The sequence below is a fragment of the Ectothiorhodospiraceae bacterium BW-2 genome, assembly GCA_008375315.1.
GTDB lineage: Bacteria > Pseudomonadota > Gammaproteobacteria > Thiohalomonadales > Thiohalomonadaceae > BW-2.
The window spans coordinates 530428-554531 of the sequence record CP032507.1 but is presented as its reverse complement, the minus strand read 5'-3'; the positions used below and the strand labels follow the sequence as shown (position 1 = coordinate 554531).

General features: G+C 49.9%; 20 protein-coding genes and 1 pseudogene. All 21 read left to right on the top strand.

Annotated elements, in window-relative coordinates:
* On the top strand, positions 1 to 1875 hold the full coding sequence (locus D5085_02530; protein QEP42110.1) for a biosynthetic arginine decarboxylase: 1875 nt from the start codon (positions 1 to 3) through the stop codon (positions 1873 to 1875).
* A 531-nt stretch (positions 1876 to 2406) separates the two neighbouring features.
* Positions 2407 to 3120 carry a DUF1624 domain-containing protein gene (locus D5085_02525; protein QEP42109.1) on the top strand — a complete coding sequence of 238 codons (714 nt, stop codon included), beginning with the start codon at positions 2407 to 2409 and terminating at the stop codon, positions 3118 to 3120.
* A gap of 92 nt (positions 3121 to 3212) precedes the next feature.
* Positions 3213 to 3446 (top strand): hypothetical protein, encoded by a 234-nt coding sequence (locus D5085_02520; protein ID QEP45022.1) that lies wholly within the window; start codon positions 3213 to 3215, stop codon positions 3444 to 3446.
* A gap of 221 nt (positions 3447 to 3667) precedes the next feature.
* Positions 3668 to 4111, top strand: coding sequence for a hypothetical protein (locus D5085_02515; protein ID QEP42108.1), 444 nt, complete (start codon positions 3668 to 3670; stop codon positions 4109 to 4111).
* Complete coding sequence (locus D5085_02510) at positions 4108 to 5157, top strand: IS3 family transposase (protein QEP42107.1); 1050 nt, start codon at positions 4108 to 4110, stop codon at positions 5155 to 5157. Before D5085_02515 ends, D5085_02510 begins: the two co-directional genes overlap by 4 nt.
* 636 nt (positions 5158 to 5793) lie before the next feature.
* Complete coding sequence (locus D5085_02505; GenBank protein ID QEP42106.1) at positions 5794 to 5991, top strand: hypothetical protein; 198 nt, start codon at positions 5794 to 5796, stop codon at positions 5989 to 5991.
* A 2-nt stretch (positions 5992 to 5993) separates the two neighbouring features.
* Positions 5994 to 6284 (top strand): UPF0175 family protein, encoded by a 291-nt coding sequence (locus tag D5085_02500; protein QEP42105.1) that lies wholly within the window; start codon positions 5994 to 5996, stop codon positions 6282 to 6284.
* A gap of 243 nt (positions 6285 to 6527) precedes the next feature.
* Positions 6528 to 8306 carry an AAA family ATPase gene (locus D5085_02495; GenBank protein QEP42104.1) on the top strand — a complete coding sequence of 593 codons (1779 nt, stop codon included), beginning with the start codon at positions 6528 to 6530 and terminating at the stop codon, positions 8304 to 8306.
* Positions 8307 to 8481: 175 nt separating this feature from the next.
* On the top strand, positions 8482 to 10272 hold the full coding sequence (locus tag D5085_02490; protein QEP42103.1) for an AAA family ATPase: 1791 nt from the start codon (positions 8482 to 8484) through the stop codon (positions 10270 to 10272).
* Positions 10273 to 10343: 71 nt separating this feature from the next.
* Positions 10344 to 12134 (top strand): AAA family ATPase, encoded by a 1791-nt coding sequence (locus D5085_02485; GenBank protein QEP42102.1) that lies wholly within the window; start codon positions 10344 to 10346, stop codon positions 12132 to 12134.
* A 300-nt stretch (positions 12135 to 12434) separates the two neighbouring features.
* Positions 12435 to 15905 carry a glycosyltransferase gene (locus D5085_02480; protein ID QEP42101.1) on the top strand — a complete coding sequence of 1157 codons (3471 nt, stop codon included), beginning with the start codon at positions 12435 to 12437 and terminating at the stop codon, positions 15903 to 15905.
* A gap of 215 nt (positions 15906 to 16120) precedes the next feature.
* Positions 16121 to 17239 (top strand): GDP-mannose 4,6-dehydratase, encoded by a 1119-nt coding sequence (gmd, locus tag D5085_02475; GenBank protein ID QEP42100.1) that lies wholly within the window; start codon positions 16121 to 16123, stop codon positions 17237 to 17239.
* A 2-nt stretch (positions 17240 to 17241) separates the two neighbouring features.
* Positions 17242 to 17496, top strand: coding sequence for a UPF0175 family protein (locus D5085_02470; protein ID QEP42099.1), 255 nt, complete (start codon positions 17242 to 17244; stop codon positions 17494 to 17496).
* A gap of 99 nt (positions 17497 to 17595) precedes the next feature.
* Positions 17596 to 18543: a GDP-L-fucose synthase gene (locus tag D5085_02465; protein QEP42098.1), complete on the top strand. Its 948-nt coding sequence runs from the start codon at positions 17596 to 17598 to the stop codon at positions 18541 to 18543.
* Positions 18544 to 18605: 62 nt separating this feature from the next.
* A pseudogene (locus D5085_02460) lies at positions 18606 to 18844 on the top strand (DUF4160 domain-containing protein).
* A complete protein-coding gene (locus tag D5085_02455; GenBank protein ID QEP42097.1) occupies positions 18784 to 18948 on the top strand; it encodes a DUF4160 domain-containing protein in 165 nt (54 codons plus the stop codon). The pseudogene D5085_02460 and the gene D5085_02455 overlap by 61 nt, the downstream one beginning before the upstream one ends.
* An 11-nt stretch (positions 18949 to 18959) precedes the next feature.
* The gene (locus D5085_02450) at positions 18960 to 19196 is read left to right on the top strand and encodes a DUF2442 domain-containing protein (GenBank protein QEP42096.1); all 237 of its coding nucleotides are present in this window, start codon (positions 18960 to 18962) and stop codon (positions 19194 to 19196) included.
* 597 nt (positions 19197 to 19793) lie between these two features.
* Entirely contained in the window at positions 19794 to 21356 is a 1563-nt protein-coding gene (locus D5085_02445) for a hypothetical protein (GenBank protein QEP42095.1), read from the top strand.
* A complete protein-coding gene (locus tag D5085_02440) occupies positions 21344 to 21676 on the top strand; it encodes a hypothetical protein (protein ID QEP42094.1) in 333 nt (110 codons plus the stop codon). The genes D5085_02445 and D5085_02440 overlap by 13 nt, the downstream gene beginning before the upstream one ends.
* A 203-nt stretch (positions 21677 to 21879) precedes the next feature.
* Positions 21880 to 23151, top strand: a complete 1272-nt coding sequence (locus tag D5085_02435) for an NAD-dependent epimerase/dehydratase family protein (GenBank protein ID QEP42093.1) — start codon at positions 21880 to 21882, stop codon at positions 23149 to 23151.
* Positions 23151 to 24086 carry an NAD-dependent epimerase/dehydratase family protein gene (locus D5085_02430; protein QEP42092.1) on the top strand — a complete coding sequence of 312 codons (936 nt, stop codon included), beginning with the start codon at positions 23151 to 23153 and terminating at the stop codon, positions 24084 to 24086. Before D5085_02435 ends, D5085_02430 begins: the two co-directional genes overlap by 1 nt.
* Positions 24087 to 24104 lie beyond the last annotated feature (18 nt).

Genomic DNA, 24104 nt, shown 5'->3' with positions numbered 1-24104 from the left:
ATGTCAGCATGGTGTGCGGCTAAAAACTATAACATCGCTAACTGGAGCGAGGGCTACTTTGCGGTTAACGCGCAGGGAGAGTTAACTGTTCTGCCACAGGGTAGTGCAGGGGAGAAGGTAACACTGACCGAGCTCTGCGCTGATCTGCAGTCGTTATCGCTACAGCTACCGGTTGTGATCCGTTTTCCCGATATTTTACACCATCGTCTGCAGCAGCTAACCCGCACATTTGAACAGGTGATGGCTGCGAGTGGCTATCAAGGATGTTATCAGCCGCTCTACCCGATTAAGGTGAATCAGCAGCATAGTGTGGTTCGCGCTCTGCAGCAGGGGGGGGGCGGTCGGCTAGGGCTGGAGGCGGGGAGTAAGGGGGAGCTGTTGGCGGTTCTGGGGCTGAGCCAGCCGGGGAGCCGGGTTGTCTGTAACGGCTTTAAAGATCGGGAGTATATTCGCCTGGCATTGATCGGGCTGAAGCTCGGAATTGATGTAACCCTTATTATCGAAAAACTCTCTGAACTCGATTTGGTACTGGATGAGGCGCAAAAGCTACAACTCCAGCCGCGACTAGGGGTACGGGTACGCTTAACCAGTCGGGGAGCCGGTAAGTGGCAGAATAGTGGCGGCACCAGAGCTAAATTTGGTCTGACAACCGATCACCTCTTTATTCTGATTAAGCGGTTACGCCAGCAGCAGCAGTTAGCGTCGTTCTATCTGTTACATACCCATATCGGCTCACAGGTAGCTAATATTCACGACATTCAACAGGCAGTGCGAGAGATGTCCCGCTTCTATGTTGAACTCCGAAAACTGGGTGTACCGGTGAGTGCGATTAATATGGGGGGCGGGCTGGGAATCGATTACGACGGCAGCCGCAGCAGTAGCTATAACTCGATAAACTATACCCTACAGCACTATGCGGAAGCGTTGGTGCAGCCGCTGTTAACGGTATGTCGACAGCATCAGCTGCCTCATCCCGAAATTTTAACCGAATCGGGACGCGGCTTAACCGCACACCATGCGCTGCTGTTAACCGAAGTGATCGATAGTGAGATACCTGATACCACTACCGTACCGGCTATCACCACAGGGGCAGCTGAACCTCTGCTTGAGTTATATCAGGCGCTGCAACAGATAGGGCAGCGCTCTGTGGTCGATATCCACTATGATGCGATGACTGCAATGGAGGGTGTGCAGCAGCACTTTTTGCCGGGGTTAATCACTCTGCAGCAGCGAGCCGATGCGGAGCAGCTCTATCGGGTGATCGCTGCCCGTTTAATGCCGCAGCTCGACAGAAGTCAGCCGTTGCAGGCTGACATTTATCAACAGCTGCAGCAGCAGTTAGTGGGAAAATATTTCTGTAACCTCTCAATTTTTCAGTCGTTGCCCGATATTTGGGGGATTGAGCAGATTTTCCCGATAATGCCGGTTAGTGGTCTGAAGCAGCCACCGTCGCAGCGGGTGGTGTTGGAGGATTTAACCTGCGACTCGGATGGCCGTATCGATCACTATATTGATGACGGCAGGGTTGAACCGGCGATTCTACTCCCCCCCTTAGTGGCAGATAAGCCGACTATTTTGGCGATCTTTTTGGTCGGCGCCTATCAGGAGATTTTGGGTGATATCCATAATCTGTTTGGCGACACCCATGTGGTTGATGTCGCTATGGAGCCGGATGGCCGCTATCGCCTAGTCAATACGCAGCAGGGAGATACGATTGCGGAGCTGCTCCACTATCTCCACTTCGATAGTGAACTGCTATTAGAGCACTACCGTCAGCTGCTACAGCAGAGTGGGGTGCCGCTTGAACAGCAGCACTATTTTTATAACGAATTTAAGCACGGTTTGAGTGGTTATACCTATTTTGAGGAGCTGTAGGGCTGTTCGCCCTTTGCCTCCTGCTCTGAACTAGCTGCATGAGTCGGCCTAACCCCTCATGCAGCGGCTGCTGGCGTGGCAGGATATGGCACAGAGCTTCGGTCTCAATCTGTTTGAAGGGGCGCAGTGGCCCCTCTAACGGTTGCAGTTGTACGGTTTGACTATCGCGGGCGGTTGTCTGGAGCAGCACCAGGCTGCCCGGTTTGAGTGCAGCACCTTCTCCCGCCTTAAACCAGATCTTTTCGTTACCGATCTACAGTTGAGTCAGATTTTGACCGCTGGTGATAACCCGCGCCTGTAGTGTGGTGCCGGGAGATGGCGGATCGCTCCACTGTGATAGCAGAGGGGCAATCAGCTCCTTGACCGGCTCCGATCTGTCGTAGCAGTTTATTGCCTTGGACATCCAGCACCTTGGCATTGACGCTATCACCCGTTTTTAGCGTCGCCGCGCTTTGCAGATTAAGTCGTAGTTGATGCGTTGTCAGAGCCATATATGATCCATTTAGGGTTAACAGTGGGTATAATCGATAAATGCAGACTTTAAATTCATCACTCTATCACGATTCAGCGGCTAAAGTGAGATATCTATTACCCGATCAGCTACGTGGCTTGGCCATTGTTTTGATGGCGCTGTTCCATCTCTGTTACGATTTAACCCTGTTTGGTTATCTGACTATCGATTTTCAGCACGATACCTTTTGGTACCTGCTGCCGCGCTTTATTGTGATGCTGTTTATGTTTACCGTCGGTATCGGCCTGTGGCTGGCGCACCATAGAGCGATCCGTTGGCGGGCTTATAACTATCGGCTGCTACTGATTAGCGCTAATGCGCTGCTAATTTCGATAGTGACTTGGTACGCCTTTCGTGAACAATGGGTCTATTTCGGCACACTACATAGCATTGCACTCTGCTCGGTATTGGCTCTGCCGTTTGTGCGCTGGCCGCGTCTGGCGTTGGTGCTGGGAGCGGGGTTAGTTATAGGTGACTGGGGGTTAGGTTGGTCTCTGCCGTGGTGGAAGCTACCGCATGCCGCGATGGACTATATCCCCCCGTTTCCGTGGCTCGGATTTGTTTTAATGGGGATCGCTTTTGCCGCTTGGGGCGGGCATCAATATTCGCTAAACCAAGTAGGTAGAGCAGGAGAGGGGTTAAGCGTAATCGGCCGGCATTCGTTATTGATCTATATGCTACATCAGCCGCTGCTGTTTGGTAGCGTATGGCTGTTTAACCGTTTGTGGGGATAGGAGCAAAAAACAGTTCTTGATTTTTTATTTATTTGTCATTAGAATTTTCCACCGTAGATAGGTTATCTACAAGCGCGAAGGTTTTGCGTGCCATGGTTAGAGTCGAAGTCGAATCGCAAGGTTGTTCTCTGTTCAGGATGAACGTCGAGGCAATTTTTATGGCGCAAGCTGGGTTTCGATGGCTGAAACTGCCCATGTTGCCGGTGTTGACCGGCCATCCGGTTGGGACTGCTCAACCAGGACTCCAGTTGCTCGCCCGCACGGGTGTTATCAACGGAGAGCGAATTACCAAAAACCGCCATGAGCAACTTTGCTTAGGTTTTTAGGAGCAGATAAGATGGTAGTGTAACGACCCACAAAATCAAAGGGCACTACTGCCGAAATGACCCGTTCTGACAAAGAGGTTCTTTTTCAAGTCACTTGCTAGCAGTCTGGGACGGAAAGGAGAAAAACAGAGGGTATCTCCCTGCGGTAAAATGTGACAATTTGCCGTCATCGCACGCAACCCCTGAGTGTCAAGATACCCTGAGACCACCCCTGATGAGAAATGAATGTAGAATCAGGGGGGCAACAGAGGAGATACACGATGCCCAAAGATACTACCGTTTTACCCTCCAACGAGGTTACCGACCCCGATGAAGAGAAGCGCTCCTACCGCAAATTTAGTGAGGAAGAGAAGCTTCGGATCCTAGCAGAAGCAGAGCAGTGCAAGGAGCCGGGTCAGCTAGGCGAGCTGCTGCGCAAAGAGCAGATCTACAGCTCCCATCTGACCAAATGGCGCCGACAACTGCAAGCACAGGGGCAGGCTGGCCTGAAAGGGAAACAGAGTGGTCGCAAACCGAGCCTAGACAAGCGAGATAAGGAGATAGAGCGTTTAAAGAAGGAAATTCAGCGTCTTAGCCAACGGTTACAGCAGACCGAAGGGGTGATTGCGCTCCAAAAAAAAGCCTTCAGCTTATTGGAGCAGATGAACACAGAGATAAGCTTATGAGATTAGTTGAAAAAGAGTGCCCCAGTTCGGTGAGCATAAGAGCCGCTTGCGATAGCCTAGCGCTCTCGCGTGCAGGCTACTACCGCCGACAGGCTCCGGTTGTCTCCCCCCGAGCGAGCCTTCCAAGACCCGTCGCAGCCAATGCGCTGAGTGAGGCAGAGAGGCAAGCCGTTCTGGGGCTTTTGAACAGCGAACGATTCTATGACCAACCTCCGGCAGAGATCTATGCTAGCCTGCTGGATGAAGGGAAATATTACTGTTCAATCAGTACGATGTATCGGATCCTTCGTGCTAATCAACAGACGGGAGAGCGGCGAGCTCAAAAACCGGCCAAATCACACGCTATCCCCCGATTACGGGCGACCCGCCCGAATGAGGTTTGGACATGGGATATCACTAAGCTTCCCACCACAGAGCAGGGTAACTTCTTGAATCTCTATGTGGTGATGGATCTCTACAGCCGTTTTATTGTGGCTTGGATGGTCTCAAGGAAGGAGAATAGTGAGCTCTCCAAGCTGTTAATCAGTGACGCAGCGGCTCGCTATCGGGTCGCGCTCAGTGGCTTAACACTGCATCAGGATAGAGGTGTGCCGATGACCGCCAGAGGCTATCTCGACTTGATGGCCGAACTGGGGATCACCTGCTCCCACAGCCGTCCACGAGTCAGTAACGACAATCCGTTTAGCGAGAGTCAATTTAAAACACTCAAGCAACAACCCGATTATCCTCAACGATTTACAGGAGTTGACCATGCCAGAATATGGTTTAGTGACTATGTTGACTGGTACTGTTTCCACCACCACCATCGAGGGATTGCGTGGTTCACTCCAGAGCAGGTATTTACCGGTCGTTACAAGGAGGTTAGCGAGCAGCGTGAACAGGCGCTGAAGCAGGCCTATCAGCAGCATCCGAAACGCTTTATTCATGGTGAGCCCAAGGTTAAGCAACCCCCTACTGAGGTATGGATTAACCCCGCTCTACCGGAGGAGGGGGTGGGGTCGCTGGAGGTCAACTATCCAACCCTGAATAGAGCGAAGGAGAGATGAGTGACGGTGCCGCTAGTGGGTCTATCGTCGATGGCTTTAGCCGGTTGTGGTGGCTGAATGACAGAGCGTTATCCATAGCCCGCCCCCCGGAGACCCCCTTATTATCGTAGGGGGGCGGGCTGTGGGTAACGCGGTGCAGGAGGGAGGTTCCTAGATTAGGGGTTGCAGTTCGCCTTGCAGCTCCCCCTTGCTGAAGGGCTTGGCTCTTGCGGCAAAGGGCCATGAGGGTCATGTTCGCTCCTTGTTGCGTCATGACTCAACATAGGCGAAATTTGCCGGTGAGGGCAGTGGCAATCACCGGCTAGATTTAGAGCTTTATTTTTTTAACAACTGGTCTCAAATTACTTGACAGCTTCCGGAGCTGCGCCATCAGCGGCAGTGAGTGCTGCTAGGTGTAACGCCAGTTAATGAGCTGTTTTTTATTACCCATAAAGCTTATCGCGTCTTACGATATAATTTGAAAAAGCGGGTATTATTCTCGATTTTAGGCTTGAGCTTGAGCTTGAGCTATGATTGCGTTATCCTGCGGTCTGATTCGATAAATCGCCTTGTTGGGTACTACCTACCTAGCTAAACAGCTATAACCGATGAGTGACAGGATAGTAATAATATGAAAAAAGCCCTAATCACCGGCGTGTGCGCCAGTTTATTGAGTGGAGTGCGGCTGACTCTGCTCGGTACCCGGCTAAAGCGAAGCAGAAGTTAGGCTGGGAGCCGGAGATTAGCGTAGAGCAGATGTGTCATGAGAGGGTGGCAGAAGATTTAAAGCAGGCTAAGCAGCACGCCTTTTTACAGCGCCACGGTTACGATGTGACTATTGCGACGGAGAAGTAGTTTTGGCAACCTATACGATAGAACTTCCTGAGCAGGCTTTTCATACTTTACGCCTTGCGCCGGTAGAGCTATTTAAAGAGATGCGAATTGCTGCGGCAGTTGAGTGGTATGCGGAGCAGCGTATTTCACAAGAGCGGGCAGCAGAGATGGCAGGTTTAACCCGGTATCAATTTATTGATGAGCTACGCCGACGCAAAGTAGCGGCTATTCAGATCGAAGAGGATGAGATACTGAATGAAATCTACGATGACGAAAAAAGTTACCCTTACATAGTGGCCGTTAACAGGGGCTAAGACGATACGGCAGAAGATTCAACGCGCCTGTGCGCAGGAGTTGCTCTGTCCGTATGTGGCGGTTCGGGAGAGATCAACCGGAGGGGATGAGGATGATGTGTTGGAGCGGTTGGCTGAGGATTATCAGGTTTCGCCGTTGTTGGTTAAGACGGTGATGGTGAATTGGGAGCAGATGGATAGGGGTGTTTTGGATGTGGGTTTTTAATTGGGTTCTGACCCCTTTTATTTGAGTAAGGAGCAAACATGGTAAATATTCCGTATGGCAAAGGCGATTTTAAGCGGTTAAGAACTGATGGCCAGCTCTACTTTGATCGCACCGAACTGCTGCACGCACTTGAAGCCGTTGGCGAACAGATTCTGTTTCTACGCCCGCGCCGTTTTGGCAAAACGCTATGGCTAACGCTATTAGAGAGCTACTACGACATCGCTGCAGCGGATCGATTTGAGCCCCTGTTTGGCGATTTAGCCATAGGGCAAAACCCGACCCCGAACCGTAACCGCTACTTTATTTTAAAGTGGAACTTTTCGGTCATCGATCCAAGTGGCGATTTAGCCCATATTAGCCGCTCTTTGCATAACCATCTGAATAGCTCAATTGAGCGCTTTTGCAACAGATATCGTCAATGGCTGAACCGGCCGGTTCAAATTGACCCGCAAGATGGGATACATAGCTTTGAAAATTTATTGGGTGAGTTGGCGGCGTATGATACTCCGCTCTACCTGCTGATTGATGAGTATGACAACTTTGCCAATGAAGTGCTCACCCGCCGTGAACAGGGACGGCAGAGCTACGATGAGCTAGTCGGCGGCGAGGGGGTGATTAAAACGGTATTTAAAGCGGTCAAAGCGGCGACCGATGGCCTAGGCTTAGAGCGAGTCTTTATCACCGGCGTCTCGCCAGTCGTAATGAGCGATATCACCAGCGGCTACAATGTGGCCGAAAATATTAGCCACTGGCCCGAATTTCATGCTCTGTGCGGCTTAACCACTGAGGAGCTGCAACCGGTGTGTCACCAAATTGCCGAGCAGTGCCAGCTAACCGATAGCACAGCAGATGAAGCGTTAGCGATGATGCGAAACTTCTATAACGGCTACCGCTTCTGCCGTGAAGAGACGCAGCGGCTCTATAACCCGACCCTCACCCTCTACTTTTTGAAACATTGGCAGCGGCGCTGTCGCTACCCTGATGAGCTGTTAGATGACAATTTAGCGATGGATAAAAACCGGCTACGCTATATTGCCGCACTACCCCATGGTGCGGAGGTGATTGAGGCGGCGCTTAATCCGCAGCAGTCGCTATGGGTAGCCAAGCTGGCACAAAATTTTGGGGTTAAAGCGATGCTAAACGATCCGCCTGATGCCAGTTTTATTATCTCACTACTGGTTTATTTTGGGGTCTTAACGATTCAGGATGTCTCGCCACTTGGGAAGCTGGAGGTGGCGATTCCGAATCAGGTAGTGCGCTCGCTCTATATCGACCGAATTCAGCAGCAGCTGCTCAATGGCTATGAAGATAATAACCGCCAACAGGCGGTGGCGGAGCTGCTCTATACCGAGGCCGAATTTGAGCCGCTAGCTGACTTTATTGAACAGCGTTTTTATAGCGTGCTCGATAATCGCGATATGCGCTGGAGTAATGAGCTGACGCTCAAAACCACGCTACTGCTGCTGCTGACCAATGATCTCTACTATCTGCCGCGCTCAGAGTTATCCTTAGGCGGCGGCTATAGTGACCTGCTATTTGAGATTCGCCCCGATAAGCGTCAGGCACCGCTGTATGATCTGCTATTTGAACTGAAATATCTGTCACTGAAAGATCTCCAATTGAGTGCGGAGCAGCTATCTAATATGAGTCGGGAGCAGTTAGCTGAGTTGAAACCGGTAAAAAAGCTGTTAGATGACGCAGAGCGGCAGTTGGCCACCTATCAGCCGACATTGGAGCAGCTCTTTCCGGCGGTGGCGTGGAAGATAAAATCGTTTGCGGTGGTGAGTCTTGGTATCCGGCGGTTGGTGTGGCGCTAGGGTGTCGGGTTACGCTGCGCTAACCCGACCTACGATGAATTCTCGTTCCTACGCTCCCGCGTGGGAATACAGAAGAGTCGGTTGTTTCATTAAGCTTATTTTCTGGTTTCCACGGTCACCGTGGGAATCGATATTGGCGCTTATTTGGAGTAGGTCTACAAATTAAGGATCGCACATGGTAAATATCTCATATGGTTTGGGTCACTTTAAAACCCTCAGAGAGGAGGGGGGACTCTATTTTGATCGTACCGACCTGCTGCACCAATTAGAGGCGGCAGGACGGCAGTTGCTGTTTTTACGCCCGCGCCGTTTTGGCAAAACGCTATGGCTAACGCTGCTAGAGAGCTACTACGACATCGCTGCAGCGGATCAATTTGAGCCGCTGTTTGGTGATTTAGCCATAGGGCAAAACCCGACTCCGAACCGTAACCGCTATTTTATGCTGAAGTGGAACTTCTCCACCATTAACCCAAGTGGCGACCACGAGCAGATTAAACAGGGACTGTATGGCCATATCAATAATAGTATTCGCGATATGTTACTTCGCTATCAACCGTGGTGGCCTCAAGCGATTAGTGCAACGGAGCTGATTGATGAAGCGGATGCGTTGCGCTCTTTTGAACGGCTGGTTAGCCGATGCCGTCATGCGGGGTATCCGCTCTACCTGCTGATTGATGAGTACGATAACTTTGCGAATGAGGTGCTCACCAGTCGTGAACAGGGACGGCAGCGTTATAATGAGCTGGTTGAGGGGGAAGGCGTTATCAAAACCGTATTTAAAGCAGTCAAAGCGGCAACTGATGGCCTCGGCTTAGAGCGAGTCTTTATTACCGGCGTCTCGCCAGTCGTAATGAGCGATATCACCAGCGGCTACAATGTGGCCGAAAATATTAGCCACTGGCCCGAATTTCATGCTCTGTGCGGCTTAACCACTGAGGAGCTGCAACCGGTGTGTCACCAAATTGCCGAGCAGTGCCAGCTAACCGATAGCACAGCAGATGAAGCGTTAGCGATGATGCGAAACTTCTATAACGGCTACCGCTTCTGCCGTGAAGAGACGCAGCGGCTCTATAACCCGACCCTCACCCTCTACTTTTTGAAACATTGGCAGCGGCGCTGTCGCTACCCTGATGAGCTGTTAGATGACAATTTAGCGATGGATAAAAACCGGCTACGCTATATCGCCGCACTACCGCATGGCACAGAGGTGATTGAGGCGGCGCTTAATCCGCAGCAGCCACTACAGGTCGCGAAGTTAGCGCAGGACTTTGGCGTAGCGGCGATGTTAAACGATCCGGCTGATGCCAGTTTTATCATCTCGCTACTGGTCTATTTTGGCGTATTAACGATTGAATCGGTGAATCTGTTAGGCGAGTTAACGGTGACGATTCCGAATCAGGTGGTGCGCTCGCTCTATATCGACCGAATTCAGCAGCAGCTGTTAAATGGCTATGAGGATAATAACCGCCAGCAGGCGGTAGCGAAACAGCTCTATACCGAGGCCGAATTTGAGCCGCTAGCTGAATTTATCGAACAGCGTTTTTATAGCGTGCTCGATAATCGCGATAGGCGCTGGAGTAATGAGCTGACGCTTAAAACCACGCTACTGCTGCTGCTGACCAATGATCTCTACTACCTGCCGCGCTCAGAGTTATCCTTAGGCGGCGGCTATAGTGACCTGCTATTTGAGATTCGCCCCGATAAGCGTCAGGCACCGCTGTATGATCTGCTATTTGAACTGAAATATCTGTCACTGAAAGATCTCCAATTGAGTGCAGAGCAGCTATCTAATATGAGTCGGGAGCAGTTAGCTGAGTTGAAACCGGTAAAAAAGCTGTTAGATGACGCAGAGCGGCAGTTGGCCTCGTATCAGCCGACATTAGAGCAGCTCTTTCCGGCGGTGGAGTGGAAATTAAAGTCGTTTGCGGTGGTGAGTCTTGGTATCCGGCGGTTGGTGTGGCGCTAAGTTGTCGGGTTATTCTCGTTTATTCTCGTTTCCACGCTCCTGCGTGGTAACGAGTAAATTAAGGATTGCACATGGTAAATATCTCATATGGTTTGGGTCACTTTAAAACCCTCAGAGAGGAGGGTGGACTCTATTTTGATCGTACCGACCTGCTGCACGAATTAGAGGCGGCAGGACGGCAGCTGCTGTTTCTACGCCCGCGCCGTTTTGGTAAAACGCTGTGGCTAACGCTGCTAGAGAGCTACTACGACATCGCTGCAGCGGATCAGTTTGAGCCTCTGTTTGGCGATTTAGCCATAGGGCAAAACCCGACCCCGAACCGTAACCGCTACTTTATGTTGAAGTGGAACTTCTCCACCATTAACTCAAATGGCGACCACGAGCAGATTAAACAGGGGCTGTATGGCCATATCAATAATAGCATTCGTGATGCGTTACTTCGCTATCAATCGTGGTGGCCTCAAGCAATTAGCGCAGCGGAGCTGATTGATGAAGGGGATGCTTTGCGCTCTTTTGAGCGGCTGGTTAGTCGATGCCACCATGCAGGATATCCGCTCTACCTGCTGATAGACGAATACGACAACTTTGCTAACGAGGTGTTAACCAGTCGTGAGCATGGCAGAAAGCGCTATAACGAACTGGTTAAAGGTGAAGGGGTGATTAAAACCGTCTTTAAAGCGGTCAAAGCAGCGACCGATGGCCTAGGCTTAGAGCGGGTGTTTATCACCGGTGTCTCACCGGTGGTGATGAGCGATATCACCAGCGGCTACAATGTAGCGAAAAACATCAGTCAGCGGCCACACTTTGCCAAACTCTGCGGTTTTACCGCTGAAGAGGTGATGCAACTTAATCGCCAAATAGCGCGAGAGTGCGAGCTACCCGAGGGTGCGGCAGATGAGGCGATGTCGTTGATGCAGAACTTCTATAACGGCTACCGCTTTAGTGGTGATGATACCACCCGACTCTATAACCCGACGCTCTGCCTCTACTTTTGGGATGAGTGGCAGCAGCTGTGTCGCTACCCTAATGAGCTGTTAGATGACAATTTAGCGATGGATAAAAACCGGCTGCGCTATATTGCCGCGTTACCCCATGGCGCGGAGGTGATTGAAGCAGCGCTCAATCCGCAGCAGTCGCTATGGGTAGCCAAGCTGGCACAAAATTTTGGGGTTAAAGCGATGCTAAACGATCCACCTGATGCCAGTTTTATTATCTCACTACTGGTCTATTTTGGGGTCTTAACGATTCAGGATGTCTCACCAATCGGAAAGCTAAAGGTGACTATCCCTAATCAGGTGGTGCGCTCGCTCTATATCGATCGAATTCAGCAGCAGCTGCTCAATGGCTATGAAGATAATAACCGCCAACAGGCGGTGGCGGAGCTGCTCTATACCGAGGCCAAATTTGAGCCGCTAGCTGAATTTATCGAACAGCGTTTTTATAGTGTGCTTGATAATCGCGATATGCGCTGGAGTAATGAGTTTACACTCAAAACCACGCTACTGCTGCTGCTGACCAATGATCTCTACTATCTGCCGCGTTCGGAGCTCTCATTGGGCGGCGGCTATAGTGACCTGCTATTTGAAATTCGCCCCGATAAGCGCCAGGCACCGCTGTATGATCTGCTATTTGAGCTGAAATATCTGGCACTGAAAGAGCTCCAATTGAGCGCGGAACAGCTGAGTGAGATGAGTCGGGAGCAGCTGGCTGAACTGAAACCGGTAAAAAAGCTGTTAGATGACGCAGAAGGGCAGTTAGCCTCGTATCAGCCGAAATTAGAAAAGCTTTTTCCTGCGGTAGAGTGGAAATTAAAATCGTTTGCGATGGTGAGTATTGGTACACGACGGCTGGTGTGGCGGTAGGGTGTCGGGTTAGGCTGCGCTAATCCGACGCGACTGGAACAGCTATTAGTCGATGTTCTATTGGGCAAAGTTTTGAGTTAGAGTGATGGCCATTATTTTTTAAGAGAGATGACGATATGAGTGAGTTAAATGGTAAACCGGTTGGCCCTGAAGAGGTATGGAAAATTCTGCGTGAAGTGGCAGAGCAGTCTAAAGAGACCGACCGTAAGTTTCTGACCCCTTTTATTTTTCTTGTTGGTTAAGACGGTGATGGTGAATCGGGGGCAGATGGATAAGGGTGTTTTGGATGTGGGGTTTTAATTGGGCTCTGACCCCTTTTATTTTTTAGGCAACCAAGCCTTTCGGGCGCGAGATTATGCCGCAGCGGTGCAGCACTATATTCAGGCGGTGGTCGATAACCCCTCACTCGGTTCGATTGTGGCTGATAATTTCAAGCAGGCGCGGCAGCGCTATCGTTGGCTGCGCGATGGCTGCGATACGCTGTCTGTAGCGGTCTGCGGCTGGGAATTATCTCATAATGCAGCGGGTCGAGCCTATATGTTAGCGCAGCTCTACCGCTGTTTTACCCCGGTAGAGCTTATCGGCTGCCACTTTCCGCACTGGGGCGAGCAGCTCTGGGCTCCTATTCGCGATACCGATATCCCGCACCACACCCTGGTGGTAGAGGATGAGGCGCAGTTTGTCCAACAGGCGCTGCAGCTTGTGGCGGCGCACCCTTATGATGTTGTCCATTTTTCTAAACCCCGGGCGGCTAATCTGCTGCTAGCACTGCTCTATCGTGCGATATGGGGGGCTAGAGTCTTAATCGATATTGACGATAGCGAGTTAGCGATTGTTAAAGCGAGTGAACCACTGTCGTTAAACGAGCTGATGCAGCAGGGGGCGATACCGCTGCTGACTGAGTTAGCGGGGAAGCAGTGGACCCAGTTAGCAGTAGGGGCGGTTGATCTATTTGATGGCATCACCGTCTGTAATAGTGTGCTGCAGTCACAGTTTGGTGGCAGCATCATTGCTCATGCGCGTGATGAAGCGCAGTTTAACCCCTCGATAGAGCGCCGGGCGCAGAGCCGGCAGCGGTTTAAGCTTGCGGCGGATAAAAAAGTGGTGCTCTTTTTCGGCACACCGCGCCGTCATAAAGGGTTAGTCGAAACGGCGCAAGCATTAGCGAGCCTTAACCGAGCCGATACGGTATTGGTGGTGGTGGGTAATTTTCGGGATCATGGGTTAAAACAAGAGCTACTAGCCGTTAACGGAGTCGATATTCGCTGCTTTAGCGATCAGCCGTTTGCGGCAGCACCCGATGTGGTTGCGATGGCTGATCTCTGTGTGATGTGGCAGAACCCCGATTCAGCCATTAGCCGCTACCAGACCCCGGCAAAATTGACCGATGCGCTGGCGATGGGGGTTAATGTGGTGACGGCACCGCTCCCTGCGCTGCTCGATTGGGCGCTACAGCCGGGTCTGTTTCTGGCCGGTTTGGATCAACTAGCGGCAGCGCTACAGCAGGCGTTGGATGCAGCCGGCCCGCCGCAGCGCCACCCGCTGTTTGAGCGCGAACTGAGCTTTGAGGTTAACCGTAACCGGTTACAACAGTGTCTTAAGCGCACCCAACCGGCCGGTTATAGTCCTGTGGCGGCGCAGTGGCAGGCGCTGCCGCTGTTCTATCCGCTGCCACTGTCGCATTTGCAACAACTAGCCGATAGCGATAGCGGGATTACTCTTATCACCCTAACACTCGATGGTGCTGAGCTGTTAGAGCGGCTGTTTGAGAGCTTTTTTGCGATCAACAGCTATCAGCCGCTGGAGTGGATTATTGTAGACCATGGCCGGCTTAATAACCCTGATGACCCAACCTTAGCAGTGGTAGCGCGTTATCAGCAGCGCTATCCGCAGAGTCAGATACGGCTGCTACAGCGCGGTCGCAACTACCGCTTTAGTGAGTCGTGTAACTTTGCCGCAGCGGCTGCGCGTTACCCCTATCTGCTCTTTTTAAATAACGATATTATCTATAGTGCCGATGCGCTGCCAGCGGCGTTCGCTAAATTGGGTGACGCTTTTATCGGCGCGGTCGGTATCCGGCTGGACGATCCGACCGAAAGTTTGCCGTCGGGGCAGGCTGCCACCGTACAACATCTGGGGATTGAGTTTGTCTGGCACCCTGAGCGGGGCTACTACCAGCCGCAGCAGATTCGGTGTGATCACCTGCCAGAGCAGCAGCCGGATAGCGCTCCGCCGCTGTTACCGCATCAACAGAGCAACCTACAGCAGGCGGTAACCGGCGCTTTTTTGCTATGTCGCCGGGCCGACTTTGCGCAGATTGGCGGCTTTAGCCCAGTTTATGACTATGGCTTAGAGGATATCGACCTCTGTCTGCGGCTGCAGCGCGATTTGGACAAAACCAGCTACTGCATCACCACACTCAGCCTGCAGCATCAGGAGTCAACCACCCGCAACCGCGATTTAGCGCTAACCCGTGAGCGCAGGGAGCGCAACCACCACTACTTTAAGCTGCGATGGGACGACTATACCCAGCAAATAGCTGAGCAGTATCAGCAGGCCGCCGATCCGGACAGCGGCTATCGTCCGCAGCCATCATCCCGGCTCAATCTGCTGTTTGTGCTTCACGGTCCGTTAGAGAGTAACAGCGGCTACCATATTCAGCTGCATGCGCAGGCTTTGCGGCAATATGGGGTTCACTCGCTCTGTGCGGTGCCCGATCACCACAACCGCAGCACCACGCCACCGCATAAACTGCGTCAAATCAGCTATACCATGGCGCAGCGTCTGCCGGCTGCGGCGCTGTTTGCCGATGGTCGTGGCCCCGATATTATCTATGCTTGGACCCCGCGTGAGGCAGTGCGTCGCTGTGCTGAGGCGCTGCGACAGCGCCACCATGCCGCCTTAGTGATCCATTTAGAGGATAACGAGCCCTATCTGACAGAGGTGACGCTTGGTCGTCCCTGGTCAGAGCTGGAGCAGTGCACTACGGCTGAGTTGGATCAACAGATCCCCTCTAACCGCTACCACCCCCGCCACGGGGCGACCTTTTTGCGTCAGGCTGAGGCGGTGACGCTGGTGATTAATACATTGGACGCCTTTAATGTCGCGCAAAAACCGGCACTGGTGGTGGGGGCGCCGGTGGATACGCAGCTGTTCTATCCTCGCCCGCGTAATCATGCCTTGCGTCAAGCGATGGGGATTGCTGAGGCGCACTGCGTTCTGGTCTATTGTGGTAACCTGAACCGGGCTAACCGGGATGAGATTAACCAGCTCTATCAGGCGGTTGACCAGCTGAACCGCAACGGCTGCCCGACTCATCTGCTACGCACCGGGTTAGATCGTGAGGCGCAGGCGAGGGCTGCAACTCTGGATCCGCTCACTGCGGCGCGGATTCATCACTTAGGGTGGGTATCGCGGCAGCAGTTGCCAGATATTTTAGCCGCAGCCGATATTTTAGTGCAGCCGGGGAGGGCGGGGGCTTTTAATGACCAGCGTTTACCGAGTAAACTGCCCGAATATTTTGCTATGGGGCGTCCGGTGATATTGCCGCGTAGTAATCTCGGTTTAGTGGTGGCTGACGGGGAGCAGGCGCTGGTACTCGATATTGCAGATGCGAGTCATATCGCCACTGCGGTGCAGCGGCTGAGAGCCGACCCTGTGTTAGCTGAACGGCTTGCTGCCGGTGCTGTCGGTTTCTATCACCATCAGCTGCAGTCCGATTCGAGGCAGCTATGCTCTTTTTTGTGCCAATGTCTTAGTCCGATGAGGTGATTGCTAAATTTTAGCCCGATTATCAATAAAATAGCTTAGGTCGTTTTTGTTTTGACCTTGGGCGTGCCGATTTGTTAAGCTTATCGCTTATCGCTTATCGCTTATCGCTTATCGCTTATCGCTTATCGCTTATCGCTTATCGCTTATCGCTTTGGCGTCAGTTTGGTCTATACTAAAGAAATAGTTGTTCAATTTTAATCAGGATAGTGACACAGATGAAAAAAGCCCTAATTACCGGCATTACTGGCCAGGATGGTTCCTATTTAGCGGAGTTTTTGTTAGCTAAAGGGTATGAGGTTCACGGTATAAAGCGCCGCGCCTCCTCATTTAATACCCAGCGCATTGATCATATCTATGAAGATCCACACACCAACCACCAGCACTTGATACTCCACTATGGCGATTTAAGCGATAGCTCCAATTTAGTACGGATTCTGCAGCAGGTGCAGCCGGATGAAATCTATAACCTAGCAGCCCAGTCGCATGTCGCCGTGAGCTTTGAGTCACCCGAATATACCGCCGATGTGGTCGGCATGGGTACCCTGCGGCTGCTGGAGGCGATTCGCATTTTAGGTTTAGAGCAGAAGAGCCGCTTCTATCAGGCCAGTACCTCTGAGCTCTATGGTCTGGTGCAGGAGACGCCTCAGACTGAAACCACGCCGTTCTACCCCCGCAGCCCCTATGCGGCGGCCAAGCTCTATAGCTACTGGATTACGGTTAACTACCGCGAGGCGTATAACATGTATGCCTGCAACGGGATTCTGTTTAACCATGAGTCGCCGCGCCGTGGAGAAACCTTTGTCACCCGTAAAATTACCCGTGGTTTAGCCAACATTGCCCAGGGGCTGGAGCAGTGTCTCTATATGGGTAACCTTAATGCGCTGCGCGACTGGGGTCACGCTAAAGATTATGTGCGGATGCAGTGGCTGATGTTGCAGCAGGATCAGGCCGAAGATTTTGTGATTGCCACCGGCAGACAGCATAGTGTACGCCAGTTTATTGAGTGGAGTGCGGCTGAGTTAGGTATGACACTACGGTTTGAGGGTGAAGGAGTGGATGAGAAGGGGATTGTCGCGTCGATAGAGGGTGATGATGCCCCGGCACTAAAGGTCGGTGATGTGGTGATTGCGATCGACCCGCGCTATTTTCGCCCGACCGAGGTGGAGACGCTGCTCGGTAATCCGGCTAAAGCGAAACAGAAGTTAGGCTGGGAGCCGGAGATTAGTGTCGAGCAGATGTGTCATGAGATGGTGGCGGAAGATTTAAAGCAGGCTAAACAGCACGCCTTTTTGCAGCGCCACGGTTATGATGTGACTATCGCGACGGAGAAGTAGTTGTGGCAACCTATACCATAGAGCTTCCTGAACAAGCTTTTCATACTTTACGCCTTGCGCCGGTAGAGCTATTTAAAGAGATGCGAATTGCTGCGGCAGTTGAGTGGTATGCGGAGCGGCGTATTTCACAAGAGCGGGCAGCAGAGATGGCAGGTTTAACCCGGTATCAATTTATTGATGAGCTACGCCGACGCAAAGTAGCGGCTATTCAGATCGACGAGGATGAAATACTGAATGAAATCTACGATGACGAGTAGCCATATTTGGGTAGTAAATGCTTCACCGATTATTCTATTGGCAAAGGTTGTTGTCGCCACTAGTTGTCAATAGAGCGTTATCAGAAATAGGAGAGTAGCATGACACAACGCATCTACATCGCCGGTCACCGTGGTATGGTTGGCTCTGCCATCGCCCGCCAGCTACAGCAGCGCGAAGGGGTTGAGCTGCTGACCCGCACCCATGCTGAGCTCGATTTAACCAATCAACAGCAGGTGAGTGAGTTTATTGCTCGTGAGCAGCCGGATCAGATCTACATCGCCGCCGCTAAAGTAGGCGGGATTCACGCCAATAACAGCTATCCGGCGGAGTTTATCTACCAAAATTTGATGATAGAGGCGAATCTGATTCATGCCGCGCACCAAAACGGTATTAATAAGCTGCTGTTTCTCGGCTCTTCCTGCATCTATCCGCGTGATATTCCCCAGCCGATGCAGGAGAGTGCGCTGCTGACCAGTACGCTAGAGCCGACTAATGAGCCCTATGCTATCGCTAAAATCGCCGGGATTAAGCTATGCGAGAGCTATAACCGCCAGTATGGGCGCGACTATCGTAGTGTGATGCCGACTAATCTTTATGGCCCCGGCGATAACTACCATCCTGAAAATAGCCATGTAATTCCGGCACTGCTACGCCGGTTTCATGCGGCGAAAGTGGCGCAGCAACCGACTGTCACGGTATGGGGTAGTGGTAAGCCGATGCGGGAGTTTTTGCATGTGGATGATATGGCAGCGGCGAGTATTTTTGTGATGGAGCTCGATAGCGCTATCTATCAGCAGCAGACGCAGCCGATGAACTCCCATATTAATGTTGGTAGTGGTAAGGATTGTACCATTGCTGAGTTAGCGCAGACGGTTGCTAAAGTGGTCGGGTTTAACGGGGTGATTGAGTTTGATAGCAGTAAACCGGATGGTGCGCCGAGGAAGCTGCTCGATGTGAGCCGGTTAGCGAGGTTAGGTTGGCGGGCGCAGATTGAGTTGGAGGAGGGGTTAGCGGATGCTTATCGCTGGTTTGTGGCGCATGAGTAATTTGTGCTCAATAGCTGTATGGCGTTATCTTCTGGATTTATAACGGGATTGCGCCGAAAAAAATGCCTGAGATATCGGGATTTTTAGGAATTATTATCTACATGAGCTGGGCAGACCCCATCCATTACCCCACTTTCATGCCCGATACGGCGAATATGGGGTGTCAATTGAAATCGAAACCGGTGTGGTACGCGGTACTTTTCCTCGCAGGGCACTAAAAGCACTGTTTGAATGGACTGAATTACACTTAAAATTCCTGATGGAGAGCTGCTGGAAGGTGAGTTATCATGTAAACAGATGAAGCTCATAGAAGCTTGGATAGAGATACACCAGCAAGAGTTAATAGAGGATTGGCAGCTGGCTAGTCGCGGCCAGACTCCGTTTAAAATTTCGCCACTGCAGTAGAGGAATAAAAAATGACACCTGATGTGACTCAAGTGCATGTTATTGATAACACAAAAATAGAAGCTTTGTTTGCCGATGGGGAGAGAAGATTGTTTGATTTAAGTCGCTATTTTGATTATCCGGCATTCCGGCCATTACAAAATCCAGACATTTTTCAACAAGTTCATGTTGAACACGGTGTGGTGGTCTGGAATGATGATATTGACCTCTCGCCCGATACACTCTATCTGCGTGGTAAGAGAATCTAATTTCATACCCAATGCGTTATCAACTATGAAGAATTGGTATGTTATCTGAATCAGAAATCAAGTTAACAGGAATGGAGGCGTTGATTGCTGCGCTTGGATTAGTGGATGCAGAGCGGTTTAGTTACAGTGTAACGGTTCCGTAATCGCCTATCCGCAGCAGTGGCAAGAGCTGGCGGCGACAGCGAAGGCGGCCTATGAGAGTCTGTTGACCCATAGTGCTCCGTTGCCGTTTCGTTATATCGGTTTTCGTTGGGCTGATTTTGTAGGGAGGTTGAGGTGGGTGTTGCTTTATCTTCTCTTAACGAGATAGAATTTAGCCGTTGTCGAACTGAGTAGTAGGTGACGACTATTTAAGTAATAACAGTCAATTGCGGCTCCCCCCTAAAAAGCCTACTTTATCTTGCGGTATAAGCGAGTTAAAAATAGCTTTTTAGGTTGAGTCCTGCCTATTATTGCGTTACTATGAGCCCGTTGTTTGAGATTAGATTAGCGGTTTACGCTGTTTACCGGATTTACGCTATTGATTTGTGTTATGGGTCGTCGCGTCAGTCCGTGCGGTAGCCGTGTGAATAATAATTTATTGATTAATCTAGGGTTATGGCAAAAAGTGGCAAAAAACGCAAAGCAGACAAGGCGCTGAAAAAGAGTAAAGCGCTGAAGTCGGTTAAGGCTAAGTCGAAAAAGCGGCTGGCTGCACCTTTAGTTAAAACTGAGGTGGAGCGGGTGATTAATCTGCCTCCTTCGTCTTATGAGGCGGTAAGCGAGGCTAACGCTGCACCGTTATTGTATGATACGGCTTTAATGACGACGACTCAGCAGCAGTGGCAGAGTGGGGATTGGCCGGCTTTAGCTGCGCTGTCGTTAGAGCAGGTTGAAAATCATCCGGAGCGGGCTAAGTTGGCGTTGCTGGCCGCTGCGGGGCAGTTGCAGCAGGGGGAGTCAGTGTTGGCCCGGCAGTATATTCGGGTGGCTAAGAGTTGGGGGGCTGAGAAGGGGCTTATTGGGCGGGTGTTGGTTGGTGGGACTTATAATAGTTTGGGGCGGGCGGCGGCTTTAGGTTTGCATCAGCAGCAGGCACTGCAACACTTTCAGAGTTCTGTTACGGTTGGTACATTTAATAGTACCGCATCGTCGTTGGTAATCAGCCGAGCGCATCAGGAGTTAAGTCGCTTGGGTCTGCGTTTGGGCAAGCAGGGTGAGGTCGAGCCGGATAGTGCATACCTCCGTTTAAAAGAAAAGCCCCTTCAACCGATGCCGGTTCCTGAGTTGCGTCCGGTGGGGGCTATGCAGCAGTTTTATCATGATTTGGCGCAGCGTTATCCGGTTGGTACATTACCGTTTCTGTTAATTGATTCTAAGTCGTTACCGCGTTCAGGGTTACACTATTTAAAAAATACGCTAGCTCGGTTATTTGGTGAGCACTTCTCTTTTTGTGAGTGGTATCAGGAGGCAGGCTGTTGCCAGCAGATGCCGTGTGCCTTAAGTGGATTTGCAACGTATGCTCAGGAGCAGCAGTCGCTGCGGATTCGTCTGCTTAAGTCTCATGATTTTGCGCTATCCGATCCCGATTATGAGACGAATCACTATGTACGGCGTTTGGTGCTGGTGCGTGATCCGCTCTATATTCTAACTTCATGGTTTGTGTTGGAGCAGTTGGCTGGTTATAAGGATGTGTTGGCTCAAAATGGTATCAGTATTAATAAAATATGGCTTTCGCATGAAAAGGAAATATTGAAACCGGCCTATCAGTTGCTGAATGATCATTTTATACCGCCTGATGAGTCGCAGTTGGTGAGTTGGTTAGAGGCTAAGAGTTGCTATATCGCTGGTTTTTTACAGAAGTGGTGTAAGTCTCAAGCGGTAGAATCTGTTTCGGCTCAAGTAGTGCATTATGAGGCGATTCCTCACTATATTGCCTCTTTGGCTGCTAAATTTCGATCTTCTCTTCCTGTTGCATCGTTAGCGATGTTTGATGAGTCGGTAGCACAGGTGACGCAGCAGTTTAAGCAGCGGCAAGATCCGTTCTCTTCTCCTGTGGAAAAGATTAGTGACTATATGCGGCAGCATGCGGTCTATTTTGAGGAAATAGGTGAGAGATTGAGGAGATATGAGGCTAATAGCATAAGTGAAAGATACGGTAACTGGTTGTGTGGAAGCTAATTAAACAATTAGTGAAAGTGGAATCACCATGGCTTACTCTTGTTGGTGAAACCTATCAAAAACAGGATCAATCAGAGATTGATTACTGGCGTACTGAGTCAGCCGATTCTGTTATTGCGGTTACATTACACAATGGATGCTTTGTGTTGCCAAAGAAACAATACCGACCTGGAGTTGCTTGCTTGACACTTGATTTTCCAGGTGGACGGTATGAAAAAAATCAGGATGCAGTAGCAGTGATTCGGCAAGTTGTTCAGCGTGAGTTGGGTTTGAATGAATTGATTGGATTAAGCAAGTTAACGATGCAGGCTTTTTTGTAAATAGCTCTACTTCAAATCAAAAGCTGTATGGTTTTGTGGTCTCTATAAAACCATCGGCTAAGCTTTTATCACATTTTAGTTATGAGTGTAATCAGGGCGGAGTTAAGCATCTTTTGGGCAACTTGGATTGCCTACAGTGTAGAGCTCTACTTTTGGAATATTGTTATACTAGTTTTGATTAATTAAAGACGGGTCGTAAATAAATGAAAATTTTAGTTCTTGGTGGCGATGGATTTTGTGGTTGGCCAACTGCGCTTCATCTTTCAAAAATTGGTCATGATGTCATTATTGTCGATAATCTGTCGCGTAGAAAAATTGACTTAGAATTAGAAGTAGAATCGCTAACTCCAATTGCTCATATGTCTAGTCGTTTAGAGGCATGGAGTGAACAAACGGGTAAAGAGATTGTATTTCACAATATTGATGTTTCTAAACAGTATCAAAGACTATTGGATTTGATCTGCAATGAAGAGGTCGATGCGATTATTCACTTTGCCGAGCAGCGTGCAGCGCCCTATTCTATGAAAGGCTCAAAAGGCAAACGCTATACGGTAGATAATAACTTAAACGCAACCAATAATGTGTTATGTGCTATTGTTGATTCCGGACGAGATATCCACTTGGTTCATTTAGGCACTATGGGTGTGTATGGTTATGGTACAGCCGGTATGAAAATTCCGGAAGGGTATCTAAAAGTTCAGGTTGTGACTGAGTCAGGTGAAACGATTGAACAGGAGATCCTCTATCCAGCCAATCCGGGTAGTGTTTACCATATGACTAAGACCCAAGATGCACTCTGTTTTGCCTTTTATAACAAAAATGATGGTATTCGGATTACTGATTTGCATCAGGGGATTGTCTGGGGTACACATACCGATGAGACACTATTAGATGAGCGCCTAATTAATCGGTTTGATTATGATGGTGATTATGGGACAGTTTTAAACCGTTTTTTAATGCAGGCAGCTATCGGTCATCCGCTAACGGTTCATGGAACCGGGGGGCAAACTCGTGCCTTTATCCATATTCGTGATACGGTAAAATGTATTGAGATAGCACTCAATAATCCTCCACAGCGTAATGAAAAGGTAATGATCTTTAACCAAATGACTGAAACGCACCGGGTGAGAGAGTTAGCTGAGTTGGTTGCTCGGTTAACAGGAGCAGAGGTTGCCTATTTGCCTAACCCTCGTAAAGAGGATGCCGAAAATGAGCTCCATGTTGAAAATCGTTGTTTTCTTGAGTTGGGGCTAGAGCCGACGACTCTGGAAGATGGATTGCTGCTTGAGGTGAAACAGATTGCCGAAAAATATGCTAATCGTTGTGACCGATCAAAAATTTTGTGTAAGTCGTATTGGACATCTAGTGAACAGAAAGAGAGTGAGAGTCAAAAATCGTTTGGGAAGCTAGATGTGAAGGATAAACAAGATAGTGGACATGGGATGGGGTATAGTGTTGTGAGTGGGGATCAGTAATGGCTAATATTTTGGTAACAGGTGGATGCGGCTTTATTGGAGCTAACTTGGTGCCGATGTTGCGTAACAAAGGGCATGATATTACTATTTTGGATAACTTCTCTCGTGGTAGTCGTGATTATTTGGATGATCATACGGCTTACGCTATTGTTGATGCCGATATTCGTGATGAAGATGCGGTATTGAAGGCTGCACAAGGCCAAGACGCTATCATTCACTTAGCAGCGTATGGTTCTGTTGTTGAATCAGTTGATGCGCCAGAAGAGAACTTTTCAGTTAATGCAGTAGGTACATTTAAAGTGCTTAATGCAGCACGCAGTGCGGGTGTGGATCAGGTGATTTTTTCTTCTACCGGTGGTGCTCTGATTGGTAATGCGACACCGCCTGTTAATGAACAGTCTGTACCTCGTCCTATTTCACCCTATGGGGCAAGCAAATTAGCTGGAGAAGGTTATTGCTGTGCTTTTGCAAATGCTTATGATATGAGTATCACAGCATTACGATTTGCTAATGTGGTAGGGCCGATTAGTTGGCATAAAAAAGGGGCGGTAACTGCTTTTTTTAAGGCTATTATGAATAATGAGCCGATTAAAATTTATGGTGATGGGGCTGCTACTCGTGATTTTCTTTATGTCGAAGATTTGTGTCGTGGGATTATTGCTGGATTAGAGGCTAAAAAACCTAAATTTAACGCCTATCATTTGGCAAGCGGAAGAGAGGTCACGATTAAAGAGTTAGCCGATATTGCTTGTCAAGTGGCTTCTGTGAATAATCATCCTATTTATTTTAATACTAAGCGTAAAGGTGAGGTCGAGAGGAATTTTGCAAATTATGATTTGGCCCATAATGTATTAGGTTTTCAACCATTTTTTAAGTTAGAGGATGGTATGGATTTAACTTGGAAATGGTTTTTAAAACAGAACGATTCTGTTTAATAATTTGCTAGAAATTTT

Bases quoted from the DNA above. Each gene is read 5' to 3' on its own strand.
- D5085_02435 (QEP42093.1), top strand. From the start codon at position 21,880: ATGAAAATTTTAGTTCTTGGTGGCGATGGATTTTGTGGTTGGCCAACT.
- gmd (QEP42100.1), top strand. From the start codon at position 16,121: ATGAAAAAAGCCCTAATTACCGGCATTACTGGCCAGGATGGTTCCTAT.
- D5085_02520 (QEP45022.1), top strand. From the start codon at position 3,213: ATGGTTAGAGTCGAAGTCGAATCGCAAGGTTGTTCTCTGTTCAGGATG.
- D5085_02530 (QEP42110.1), top strand. From the start codon at position 1: ATGTCAGCATGGTGTGCGGCTAAAAACTATAACATCGCTAACTGGAGC.
- D5085_02510 (QEP42107.1), top strand. From the start codon at position 4,108: ATGAGATTAGTTGAAAAAGAGTGCCCCAGTTCGGTGAGCATAAGAGCC.
- D5085_02430 (QEP42092.1), top strand. From the start codon at position 23,151: ATGGCTAATATTTTGGTAACAGGTGGATGCGGCTTTATTGGAGCTAAC.
- D5085_02525 (QEP42109.1), top strand. From the start codon at position 2,407: ATGCAGACTTTAAATTCATCACTCTATCACGATTCAGCGGCTAAAGTG.
- D5085_02445 (QEP42095.1), top strand. From the start codon at position 19,794: ATGGCAAAAAGTGGCAAAAAACGCAAAGCAGACAAGGCGCTGAAAAAG.
- D5085_02515 (QEP42108.1), top strand. From the start codon at position 3,668: ATGAATGTAGAATCAGGGGGGCAACAGAGGAGATACACGATGCCCAAA.
- D5085_02495 (QEP42104.1), top strand. From the start codon at position 6,528: ATGGTAAATATTCCGTATGGCAAAGGCGATTTTAAGCGGTTAAGAACT.
- D5085_02490 (QEP42103.1), top strand. From the start codon at position 8,482: ATGGTAAATATCTCATATGGTTTGGGTCACTTTAAAACCCTCAGAGAG.
- D5085_02485 (QEP42102.1), top strand. From the start codon at position 10,344: ATGGTAAATATCTCATATGGTTTGGGTCACTTTAAAACCCTCAGAGAG.
- D5085_02450 (QEP42096.1), top strand. From the start codon at position 18,960: ATGACACCTGATGTGACTCAAGTGCATGTTATTGATAACACAAAAATA.
- D5085_02465 (QEP42098.1), top strand. From the start codon at position 17,596: ATGACACAACGCATCTACATCGCCGGTCACCGTGGTATGGTTGGCTCT.